The sequence below is a fragment of the Natronorubrum thiooxidans genome (assembly GCF_900156475.1).
GTDB lineage: Archaea > Halobacteriota > Halobacteria > Halobacteriales > Natrialbaceae > Natronorubrum > Natronorubrum thiooxidans.
The window spans coordinates 273,203-283,146 of the sequence record NZ_FTNR01000004.1 but is presented as its reverse complement, the minus strand read 5'-3'; the positions used below and the strand labels follow the sequence as shown (position 1 = coordinate 283,146).

The 9,944-nt window shown below is 62.7% G+C and carries 11 protein-coding genes and 1 rRNA gene; 4 read left to right on the top strand and 8 right to left on the bottom strand.

Going from position 1 to position 9,944, the window contains the following annotated elements:
* Positions 1-147: 147 nt before the first annotated feature.
* Positions 148-269: ribosomal RNA gene (gene rrf, locus BW940_RS08135) — 5S ribosomal RNA — on the top strand.
* Positions 270-810: 541 nt separating this feature from the next.
* On the opposite strand, the gene BW940_RS08130 is transcribed toward rrf, so the two are convergent.
* Complete coding sequence (locus BW940_RS08130; RefSeq protein WP_076608687.1) at positions 811-2,202, bottom strand: NAD(P)/FAD-dependent oxidoreductase; 1,392 nt, start codon at positions 2,200-2,202, stop codon at positions 811-813.
* A gap of 122 nt (positions 2,203-2,324) precedes the next feature.
* On the opposite strand from BW940_RS08130, the gene BW940_RS08125 reads away from it, so the two are divergent.
* Positions 2,325-3,344, top strand: a complete 1,020-nt coding sequence (locus BW940_RS08125; RefSeq protein WP_076608686.1) for a D-2-hydroxyacid dehydrogenase — start codon at positions 2,325-2,327, stop codon at positions 3,342-3,344.
* A gap of 138 nt (positions 3,345-3,482) precedes the next feature.
* Complete coding sequence (locus BW940_RS08120) at positions 3,483-3,914, top strand: universal stress protein (protein ID WP_076608685.1); 432 nt, start codon at positions 3,483-3,485, stop codon at positions 3,912-3,914.
* A 9-nt stretch (positions 3,915-3,923) separates the two neighbouring features.
* Here the strand turns inward: BW940_RS08120 and BW940_RS08115 are convergent, their stop codons facing one another.
* Together BW940_RS08115 and asd are read right to left on the bottom strand one after the other, a co-directional pair.
* A complete protein-coding gene (locus tag BW940_RS08115) occupies positions 3,924-4,298 on the bottom strand; it encodes a DUF7344 domain-containing protein (protein WP_076608684.1) in 375 nt (124 codons plus the stop codon).
* Between the two features lie 151 nt (positions 4,299-4,449).
* The gene (gene asd / locus BW940_RS08110; protein WP_076608683.1) at positions 4,450-5,484 is read right to left on the bottom strand and encodes an aspartate-semialdehyde dehydrogenase; all 1,035 of its coding nucleotides are present in this window, start codon (positions 5,482-5,484) and stop codon (positions 4,450-4,452) included.
* A gap of 222 nt (positions 5,485-5,706) precedes the next feature.
* Here asd and BW940_RS08105 point away from each other — a divergent pair, with 222 nt between their 5' ends.
* A complete protein-coding gene (locus BW940_RS08105) occupies positions 5,707-5,964 on the top strand; it encodes a hypothetical protein (protein ID WP_076608682.1) in 258 nt (85 codons plus the stop codon).
* Positions 5,965-6,188: 224 nt separating this feature from the next.
* Here BW940_RS08105 and BW940_RS08100 read toward each other — a convergent pair whose 3' ends face one another.
* The 5 genes from BW940_RS08100 to BW940_RS08080 all read right to left on the bottom strand — a co-directional run bounded on the left by BW940_RS08100 (position 6,189) and on the right by BW940_RS08080 (position 9,943).
* Complete coding sequence (locus BW940_RS08100; protein ID WP_076608681.1) at positions 6,189-6,380, bottom strand: 30S ribosomal protein S17e; 192 nt, start codon at positions 6,378-6,380, stop codon at positions 6,189-6,191.
* Positions 6,381-6,602: 222 nt separating this feature from the next.
* Entirely contained in the window at positions 6,603-7,580 is a 978-nt protein-coding gene (locus BW940_RS08095) for a hypothetical protein (RefSeq protein ID WP_076608680.1), read from the bottom strand.
* Between the two features lie 79 nt (positions 7,581-7,659).
* Entirely contained in the window at positions 7,660-8,277 is a 618-nt protein-coding gene (locus BW940_RS08090; RefSeq protein ID WP_076608679.1) for a DUF447 domain-containing protein, read from the bottom strand.
* Complete coding sequence (locus BW940_RS08085) at positions 8,274-9,125, bottom strand: triphosphoribosyl-dephospho-CoA synthase (protein WP_076608678.1); 852 nt, start codon at positions 9,123-9,125, stop codon at positions 8,274-8,276. Before BW940_RS08085 ends, BW940_RS08090 begins: the two co-directional genes overlap by 4 nt.
* Positions 9,126-9,190: 65 nt before the next feature.
* Positions 9,191-9,943: a tRNA-dihydrouridine synthase gene (locus BW940_RS08080; RefSeq protein WP_076608677.1), complete on the bottom strand. Its 753-nt coding sequence runs from the start codon at positions 9,941-9,943 to the stop codon at positions 9,191-9,193.
* Position 9,944 lies beyond the last annotated feature (1 nt).

The window sequence follows — 9,944 nt, the reverse complement described above, 5'->3', positions numbered from 1 at the left end:
CTAATCGGCCAAGCCACACATTCATATTACATCGCATTGGATCCGTGATTCGTGAACGGGTCCGGACGCAAACTGGACTACACATACACACGGTCTGAGAGACCACCGATACTGGTGTGACAGCGGTTCGATTCCGTTGATCGGCGTTACGGCGGCCACAGCGGCGGGGTTCCTCCCGTACCCATCCCGAACACGGAAGATAAGCTCGCCTGCGTTACGGTGAGTACTGGAGTGGGCGACCCTCTGGGAAACTCGTTTCGCCGCCTCCATTCATACTTATTTCCCTCAGTGAGCCACAGCTCTGGCTCGCTGGGAATTTCGTATTTATTACTCAGTGACAACATGCGCCTCGATATTTAGGATATGCATTGCTCATGCTTTCAGAAACGGTGTCACCCGGAACACTAACGTCCAGCCTCATCCCGTGGCGGCATGCCGCGTCGGCTGGCTAACCCTCGTGCCGGGCGGAAGTATATCGGCCCTCAACCGGGTGAGCGACGCCCACCGAATTACTGTTGCGTGCCCGGGTTCGCCGTACTGTCATCGCACCCGAATGGGTTTGCTCGGACGGGGACTGAAGGCACGCACTTGAGCTACGGGCGTGAGCGGTTTAACCCTTTCAATGAGCGATAGGGACAGAGCACTGCTCGAGGATGGCCCCTTCGAGTTCGGTGTCGTGTTCTCAGTTGGCCAAAACCGATACTCAAGACACACTGTCACATATGACCGTTTAACCATCGATCGATCGAACTGACTACTATCCAGCAGTATAATGGCAGATGTCGGAGTCGGAGGGGTGTCCGACTCGAGTCAGTAGAAGTACTCGTCTTCGCGTAGCTGGACGTAACCGCCGTTGCGGTGTGCGAATTTCCGTTTTTTATACGCGAGCAGGATTTTCGAGGCCCCGAGACCGGCGGAGTACCCCCGGCTAAGCAAGGCGGTTTCTGATCCAGTTTCCTGCATGTCGCTGATCACGTCGAACGCCCAGTCCCAGTCGTCGGGGTCGTACTCGCGAACGAGGTCAGCGAACGCGACGTTGCGGAGGATTTCGTCGCCGATGGCTCGTTTCCAGACGTCGTTATAGTTCTCGAGGGAATCGGTTGCGGCCAGTCGGCCGGCAATCTTCCCTGTCCGGACGGCAACGTGATAGCCGCCTTCGTGGAAAGCCGACGTCGTCCCCATTGCACCGCCGGCGACGGCGATATTCGCGCCGACGGGCGATTCGATGGGTCGTGTCGATGAGATCGGATACGTTTCCGTTCCCTTCGATTTGCCGCGGTCCTCGACGATCGGGATGTCCGCTTCGATGTCATACTCGTCGCCGTACTCCTGTTCGAGCAGACGGCTGATGTATTCCGAACCAGACGGCAGCTGTTCGTCGGACGGCTCGAGCAGCGCGTAGGAGTCGGGGTTGTCGACGTCCTCGAGTTCCATGCCGATCGGCATCGTCAGGCCGACGCGGGCGACCGTGCCGTCGTTGGGGAATACCCACGGATAGGCGGTCTCGCCGGGCATGTAGCCCCACCAGAATTTGAGGGTGTCCTCGAATTCTTCGAACAGTTCTGCAGGGAACTCACGGTACTCCTGATAGGCGATGTGGTTGGCGTTCGGTGGCGAGAGATGGTCGGAGACGCTGCGGCCGGGGGCCGTAAACTGGTCGAGCGCATCGAGGGTGATTCGACGCTGTGGCCCGTCAGCGAGGACGACGTACTGCGCTTCGAGATGGTCGCCGTTCGAGAGCGTTAGCGTGTGGGTCGGTCCCTTCGGGCTCGAGGCCCGAAGATCGGTTTCGAGGTCTTTCACACCGGTTCCGACGCGGAGGTCGGCGCCGGCGTCGGCGGCGCGTTCGTAGAGCCAGTCGTCCATGCGTGCGCGGTGGAAGGTGTACCCGAATTTCGGGTAGGTGGCTTCCATGCCGGTCGTCGTCAGCGTGACAGTGCTGTTGGGACCGACGAACTCCGTGGCCTCGAGTTCTCGGTGGATAACCTCGTCGGGAATCTCCCGGTGGTCGAACTCCATAATGTCGATCCAGTAGTCGAGCATGCCAGCGGCGTCGGTCGAATCCGGGCCGATTCCATCGCGGTCTTCCCGCGGGACGCCCTGTTCGAAAAGGACGGTCTCAGCGCCGTGGGCAGCGGCCCGTTCGGCCGCGGACGCACCCGCAGGACCGCCACCGACGATCGCGACATCAACGCGTTCCATACTCCATTGAGACTCCGTCGCGCGTATTAAACTGCGTGAAATTCAGATCAGGGACAAACACAACGCTGGGATGGCGTCGATTGAGACGAACGTTTTTGACGGGCCCGCTCGAGGGAGTGTACATGACTGACTCGGAGAATGATGTCGAAACTGGTGCAAGCAGCGATGCTGCCGTCGAGACGGACGCGCCTGATGTGCTCGTCCTCCGAAACGGGACTCACGGAATGCCGGTCGAACAGTACGCCGCCGCGATTCGTGATCGGCTTCCGGGGAAGACGGTTGCTCTCGCGCGGACGCCCGCTGACGAGCGCGTGGCGATCGAAAACGCACGGTTCGTCACCGGAATGACTCTCGACGAGGGCCTCCTCGAGGCCGCTGAAAACCTCGAGGTCTTCGCGTGTGCCTACGCGGGGACTGGCCATCTCCCGCTCGATGCGCTCGAGGAGCGGAACGTGACAGTCACGAACGCGTCGGGTGTTCACGGCCCCAACATCGGTGAACACGTTCTCGGGTCGATCCTTCGGTTTACGCGCCGATTCCACGTTGGCGCGCGCCAGCAACGCCGCCGAGAGTGGCGCCACTACAAGGCCTACGAGCTACAGGGATCGACGGTGACGATCGTCGGCCTGGGCGCGATCGGAAAAGCGGTCTGTGAACGGCTCGAGCCGTTCGGTGTCGAGACGATTGGCGTGCGGTACACGCCGGAGAAAGGCGGCCCGACCGACGAGGTGATCGGCTTCGAGGGGGAGGCGTTCGACGAGGCACTGGCTCGGACCGACTATCTCGTACTTGCGTGTCCGCTTACGGAGACCACTCGTGGATTGATCGACCACGAGGCGTTCACCACGGTCGATCCCGACGCCGTCCTCGTCAACGTCGCCCGCGGGCCGGTTGTCGACACCGACGCACTTGTCGGAGCACTGCGCTCGAACCGGATCCGTGGCGCGTCGCTGGACGTCACTGACCCCGAACCGCTCCCCGAGGACCACCCACTGTGGACCTTCGGGAACGTCCAGATCACGCCCCACAACGCGGGGCACACGCCGAACTACTATGAGCGACTCGCCGACATCGTCGCTGAAAACGTTCGTCGGGTTGCCGATGAGCCGAACGCGACCCTCGAGAATCAGGTCAGGCCCTGATCATACGCGAGCGTCCGGTCGCGGAGAACTGCAGCTTTTTCACTCGATGGGCCGAACGCCGAGTATGGAACGATTATCACTGCTCGGGTGTGTCCTGCTGCGTGTTCGTAACCGGCTGGATCGAATGGAGGAAGGACGATGACACTCTCGTTTGACGGGACAGTCATCGTTCCCGTAGCGAGTCCGGACGACGGCGAACGGACAGCGACGGCCCTCGCCGAATACCTCACACCGACCAGTTCGGTCATCGCTGTCAACGTGATCGAAAAAGGCGGTGGTGTCCCCGACAAAGCCCCCATGGAACAGCGTGAGGAGTACGCCGAAGAGATCTTCGAGGGCGTCCGACGGGCACTCGAGTCGACAGACGCGACAGTCGAGACCGACGTGCTCTACGGTACTGATGTCGTCGAGCGGATCTTCGCCGAATCGGAGGCGCGAAACGCCGACAGCGTTGTCTTTACGCCTCGAGAGGGGAATCGGCTCGCGGAGTTGCTCACCGGTGACGTCGCGCGGCGACTGATCAAGGAGGCTTCGGTTCCGGTCGTCGCTCTGCCGTCTGACGACTCCTAACGACACATATTAGACTCGATCGAGGAGTTCAACTGCCTGTTCGCACAGGGAGACGGTGTTCGTGTCGGTATCGTACTCGATAGCGTGGGCCGCCGCTAACTTCGGCAGGTGAACGTGACGAAGCGAGAGCTGGACGCGTCGACGTGTCCCCAGCAGTGCGTCGCCAGTTGCGGCGACGCGGCTGCTCGCTCGCCCTCGTTGCTCAAGGGTGACGTGCTCCGTCAGGTCGGACAGCGAGACCGGATTGTCGTGGTCGTCTAAATACCGGAGCACGGCCCGACGTCGCTGATCGGCGAGGAGCTCGACCGTCGCATCCGTCTCGTCGGTCAAACCCGTCGAAGACGGCGGTGTCAGGGATTCAGGGTCAGCAGTAACGGGAAGCATACCTGCTTTTGGGATCGGTTGCAGTTGTACACGCCGCCGAAGTGATCAGGGCCGACTCCTGTGAGTGTCGTTGCTACTGACACGTCCTTTGGTTCCTCACGCGACGGATCTCGCTATGGGTGATCGGATCGAGACGCAACTCGAGGCTGGTCTAGAGGTAGCCGTTTTCGAGCAGCAGTTCGCCGTTGAGCACGCTCGCGCCGGCTGCGCCGCGCATCGTGTTGTGGGCAAGACAGTTGTACTGCAGGCCGAACGTCGATTCGCGGATACCGCCGGCGGAGATGGACATGCCGTCGCCGAGGGTGCGATCGAGGCGTGGCTGTGGCCGCTCGGGGTCTTCGAAGACCTCGATCAGCTGCTCCGGCGAGGAGTACAGGTCAAGTGCGGGGTACTCCCGCATTGCTTTGGCTGCCTCCTCAGGGGAGAGATCCTCCGCGGTCTCGACGAAAACGTTCTCTAAGTGGCCATCGATCGTCGGGATACGGTTACAGGAAGCGCCGACCTCGACGTCGTTGAGCGAGAGTGCCGCGCCGTCGAAGCTGCCCAGCAGTTTCTTCGATTCAGTCTCGAGTTTGTCTTCCTCGCCGCCGATGTGGGGAATCGCGTTGTCGATGATCTCCATCGAGGAGACACCGTCGTAGCCCGCACCGGAAACCGCCTGGAGGGTCGCGACGTGGACTTTCTCTAAGCCGTACTCGGCGAGGGCGGCGAGCGTGGGCACGAAGGTGATCGTCGAGCAGTTCGGGTTTTTGACCATCGCACCGTCCCAGCCGCGCTCGTCGCGCTGGACCTCGAGCAAGTCGATATGGTCGCCGTTGACTTCGGGGATGACGAGGGGGATGTCGTCGTCCATCCGACCGTTCGAGGAGTTCGAGGACATGACGTAGCCGGCCTCACAGAAGCCCGGTTCGACGGCCTCGCCGACGCTCGAGGGAAGCGACGAGAACAGCAAGTCGACATCGTTTGGGACCTCATCGGGGTCGGTCGCGGTGACGGTCATCTCTGCGACGTCGTCCGGGATCGGACTGTCGACGCGCCACTTGGCGGCCTGTCGGTAGGTCTTGCCCGCGCTCGCGTCGCTCGCGGTCAATGCTGCGATCTCGAACTCCGGGTGGGGGTCGAGAAGCTGAATCAGTCGCTGTCCAACGGCACCGGTCGCACCGAGAACGCCAACTCGTACTGCCATTTTCCGGGAGTCGGAGTTGCGACCGCAAAACCGTTTGGGTTTCCGTCGCTCGTCACCGTTTGTCCGCCTTGATCGGTCGGGGCCGCGTTGATATCTGTCAGGGCGTGTCGCGTGGCGATTTCTGCGTGCGTGAGTATAGAAGAGGTTAAGAAAACGGAGCGGAATCTATCGGTCGATGCACTCACAACAGGTTCGATCCGAGTCGGATGCGGGGGGATCCCGGTGACGAACTCGACTGCAAACTCGAACGGTATCGGGCCGTTCGAGAGCCGGTTTCAGACCGGTGCCGCCGTTCTCTCGGCGGTCTGCTTCCTCGTCGCGATTTTCCTCGGCTGGACGGGCTATCAGGAATCGACGCTCATCCTCGTCGGAACAGAGCTGAATATCGTCTCCGGTATGGCCGGCCTCATGCTCGCAGGGTTTTTCGGTGTCGTTGCGCTCATCGCCGCGTTCTACATGGAACCCGGCTTCGACCACTAACGACTCGAGTACTGCGACACTGGCCGCTGTCTCCCCGTCTATGCAATTTTCGTGACGTACGCGACCGCCGAAGCGACTGCGCTGTCAGGCGAAGACAGATACGGACTGCTGTCGTCACTGACCGCCGATCACCGACCCCGTCTCTGGCGATCGGCAGTACATCGGTCCAGCAGACCGTCTGAAGCAACGGCTCGCGACTGGCAGAACTCGAGGGAGAACGTGGATTATGCGGGAACCTGGGCGCTTTTTTTGCGGGTGACGTAGCCCGCGATGCGGTTGCGGACGCCCTTGGACTCGACGGTGGTGAGCTTCTCGACGCTGTCTTTGTTCTGTTCGAAATCGGTCGTGAACGCGTCCGGGTACCGTTCCAGCAGGAGGGTCCCGGTCTTCTTGACATAGGCCGGTTTGATTGCCATACTGTGAGGTTCCGTCTAGAGGCTTTTAATGTCTTCTTTTCACGCTCCGGAAGACGGCGATTGGGGGAGTAGCGTCACGGGGGAAAACGCTGGGTGCCCAGTCTGGCGACCGATGCGCTCGAGCAGCGCCGTCGACACGATTTCAGACGGACTGCTGTCAGTCAATGCTGGTACACCTCGGCGGGTCGCAAGTGCACCAGGATATCGGGACAGCAGACTGCCTCAGGTGCTGTTCGGCACGGGATTGTCTCCGGGCTGTGCTGGCTGTTCGACGGCTGTCTCACGTTCGGCGGTATCTACGAGTTCCTGAAACCGATCCGATCGCGCAGCGATTCGATCCATCGTCTCGCTATCGGGGGTCTGCTCCCGTGACTCCACGAGAAACGTGGTAATCACGACGGTTTTCACCCACGGTTTGAGAAAGCCAGTGTAGACCGTGAGAAACACGCCGCCAACGACGATCCAGCCGGCGACTTCGACTGTCGCCGAGAGTCCGCCGAACACGCTCGCGATCGGTGTCAACGCCAGCAAGACGACGAACGCGGCGGCGTACAGTCCGAGCACGATCAGGAGTGTCGAACCGAGAACGGGCTTCCAGGTCTTGCCATAGAGGACGACGCCGTCTCTGGCCGAGCGCCACGGGTTGTCGTCGCTGATGAACATGTGGGCGATGATCGCCTCGTCGATGTAGGTGGCCGCGATCGCGATCGCGTTCCCGACCAGTCGAATCAGCTTTTTCAGGCTTGGCACGGCGCTGAACAGCCGCGAGAACGAGACGACACCACTGTTGAACTCTTTGACGACGGCCGTGACGACCTGATCGACGGCAAAGAGCGCGCTCGCTTCCGCAAAGCGGTCCGTCACTTGTGCTTTCCCGTACGCAAGCTGGTCTGGGGGAACCTCGCCGGTGTCGACGATGTGGGCGATAACGGCGATATGTGCTACTTTGACCAGATACAGCACGTACCGGCTGAACAGCCGCCAGCCCCAGACAAACAGGCCGACCGCCACGAGCAGTCCGATCGCCGCAATCCATCCCGAAATCGTGCCCGCCTCGAGCAGTCGGTATCCGATCCAGAGGGTGATGCCGAAGTAGAGGACGGAGACGACCCCGAGCAGGAGGCCGACGCCGATTCTGAGCAAGACGAACGGCAGCGTTTTTCTGAAGACGCTCGTCGCCTGTCTGAAGTGAAGTTTCATCTGCCCCCGCTTGGGCGCGGCTTCGCTCATAAACCTGCGGGCGTGGCTGAGTACGGAGGTGTCGCCCCCAGTTACCGGCTCACCAGTCTGCGTGTTCGCGCACGCGCTCGAGTGCCTCGTGCTCGCGCGGGCTACCGGCGCGGTCGACGACCGACGCACAGTACTCGAGGCGGTCGCGAAGGTCGTCGTCGTCGTAGCCTGCAACGCCGAGTCGCGAGGCGGCGACGGTCGCCTCGATGACGGCCCCGAAGCCACGGTCGATCGTCGGCACGCGCTCGGCTCGGATCTCGGCGTCGACGGGGCGCAGTGCCCACCGTTCCCAGTCAGTTCCGTCGTCGGTGCCCGACTCGAGCGACTCGACAGTGACCCGGGCCCACGCGTTTGCGGCCTCGAGGATCGGCTCTTCGTGTTCGACGATCGAGAGCGCGGCGTCGGCGAAGACGACGGGGTCGTCGACAAACTGAACATAGCATTCGCCCTGTCGGTGGAAGTTGCCTCGAGTGCGGGTCTTCCCCCACGTTCGCGCGGTAATCCGACCATCCCCATCATCGGCGAACAGCCCCAGTGGCGCGGCGTTCCACAGCCCGTTTGGGCCGAGCGTCGTCACGACGGACTCGGTGACGCCCGACAGCGAGACGGGCCAGTCGGCGCGTTCAGCGCCCGCCGTGTCGTCGTCACCGTCACGGTCGTCGCTCATACGGAGACCGCCCCGTGCTCGAGGGCGATGAACAGCCCGGCTGCCGTGATATCTGCCGTCGTGCCCGGGTTGACGCCGCGGTCGACGAGTTCGTCGGCGAAGGCCTCGACGGCATCGCGGTCGGTCTCGAGAGCGTTTCGGTCGACCAGCTCACCCGCGCGTTCGGTTACCTCTTTGGCGATAGCCTCGTCGTGGCGGTTTACGACGAGCGTATCAGGTCGGTCGGCAAGCAAGGAGAGAAAGACCGTCGCAGCGCGATCCGTCAGCGGCCCGTCGGCGTCGGCGAGGCGTTCGGCGGCGGTAAACGACCGCTCGAATCCGGTCACCCACTCGCGGGCGACGTCGTCGCCCGGCACGCTGTGGTCCATGACGTCGAATAGCGTCAGTCCACGAGCCTCGAGTGCGGGAATCGCGTCGCTGCCGCGGCGCACGTCGAGCGGTTCCATGTCTGTCGGAGGATCGGCGACGAAGACGTCGACGTGATCGAACGCGCGGTAGAAGCCGGCCGCGTCGGCAACGGTGGTCTCCTCACAGACGGCCTCGACGATCGGCTGTGAGCACTCGTCGCGGGCCGCCCGGACTAGCGGGACGAGCAATAACAGCGCCCCGAACTGGGTGTTGCCCCCGCCCTGTGTAGCCATGCCCTCGATCGCGCGTTCGAACGCTGGGCCGATCGCACTGCCGTTCGCCGCCAACTCGAGACCGTCACGAGCACCGACTGTGCCCGCGAGGAAGTGTTCAAATCGCAGGTCCTCGAGCTCACGGTGACGGTCGATGTTGCCCGGTTTGGGCGTGCCCGCGACCTCGAGCAAGAGCGCCAGTTCAGCGTTTTGCGCCGGCGTTCGCATGGCAGCCGCTAGGGAGTGAATGACGTAAGGACTGTCCTTTCGGTGTCGCACGATGGTCGGGGACGCTACGGCGAGGGCTCCGCCTCGAGACCGTACTGTTCCTCGACGGCCGCGAGCACGCGCGCCAAGACGTTCGGATTGTCGCTGGGGCGACCCACACTGACCGCGTCAGCGCCGTACTCGACGTACTCTCGGACGGTGTCGGCGTCTCGGACGCCGTTGTTGGCGATGACGAACAGATCTGTCGCGTCGACGACGTCGCGGATGACCGACTCGCTGTCCATCGCGTCGACGTGGACGAACACAGCGCCCGCGGCCTCGAGTCCCTGTGCAAGCGCGGGCAGGTCGACGCCGGGGACCTCGGTGCGGACTTTCACGCCGACGGCCGCCCCAGTGGTGGCTGCGCGTTCGACGTAGTCACAGAGACGATCGGCATCTCGCAGCAGCGTCTCGCCGCAGCCGACCGCACACAACTCGTCCTGTCGACAGTGGGCGTTGACCTCGAGCAACGCGTCTCGATCCCGGCAGACCCGCGCCGCGTCGGGGATCGGATCGGGGGTCGCGCTTCGGACGTTGAAGACGGGCTGGATGGGCACGGCCTCGAGGGCAGCGAGTTCGCGGTCAATAAAGGCGATCGGATCGTTGGGGAGGAACTCGCGTCGGTCGCGATCGACGAGCTCGCGGGCAGCAGCTCTCGAGTCGTCGTCGAGGGCAATTCCGCCGAGAAACGCCGCGCCAGCGTAGTGGGCTCCAGCGCGGGCCCAGTCGGCGTCGGCCTCGCCGCTAAGACTCGCGAGTGCGAGTGGTGGGGAGAACATG

Bases quoted from the DNA above. Each gene is read 5' to 3' on its own strand.
- BW940_RS08115 (WP_076608684.1), bottom strand. From the start codon at position 4,298: ATGCTTCCCGTTACTGCTGACCCTGAATCCCTGACACCGCCGTCTTCG.
- BW940_RS08120 (WP_076608685.1), top strand. From the start codon at position 3,483: ATGACACTCTCGTTTGACGGGACAGTCATCGTTCCCGTAGCGAGTCCG.
- asd (WP_076608683.1), bottom strand. From the start codon at position 5,484: ATGGCAGTACGAGTTGGCGTTCTCGGTGCGACCGGTGCCGTTGGACAG.
- BW940_RS08130 (WP_076608687.1), bottom strand. From the start codon at position 2,202: ATGGAACGCGTTGATGTCGCGATCGTCGGTGGCGGTCCTGCGGGTGCG.
- BW940_RS08125 (WP_076608686.1), top strand. From the start codon at position 2,325: ATGACTGACTCGGAGAATGATGTCGAAACTGGTGCAAGCAGCGATGCT.
- BW940_RS08090 (WP_076608679.1), bottom strand. From the start codon at position 8,277: ATGAGCGACGACCGTGACGGTGACGACGACACGGCGGGCGCTGAACGC.
- BW940_RS08100 (WP_076608681.1), bottom strand. From the start codon at position 6,380: ATGGCAATCAAACCGGCCTATGTCAAGAAGACCGGGACCCTCCTGCTG.
- BW940_RS08085 (WP_076608678.1), bottom strand. From the start codon at position 9,125: ATGCGAACGCCGGCGCAAAACGCTGAACTGGCGCTCTTGCTCGAGGTC.
- BW940_RS08080 (WP_076608677.1), bottom strand. From the start codon at position 9,943: ATGTTCTCCCCACCACTCGCACTCGCGAGTCTTAGCGGCGAGGCCGAC.
- BW940_RS08095 (WP_076608680.1), bottom strand. From the start codon at position 7,580: ATGAAACTTCACTTCAGACAGGCGACGAGCGTCTTCAGAAAAACGCTG.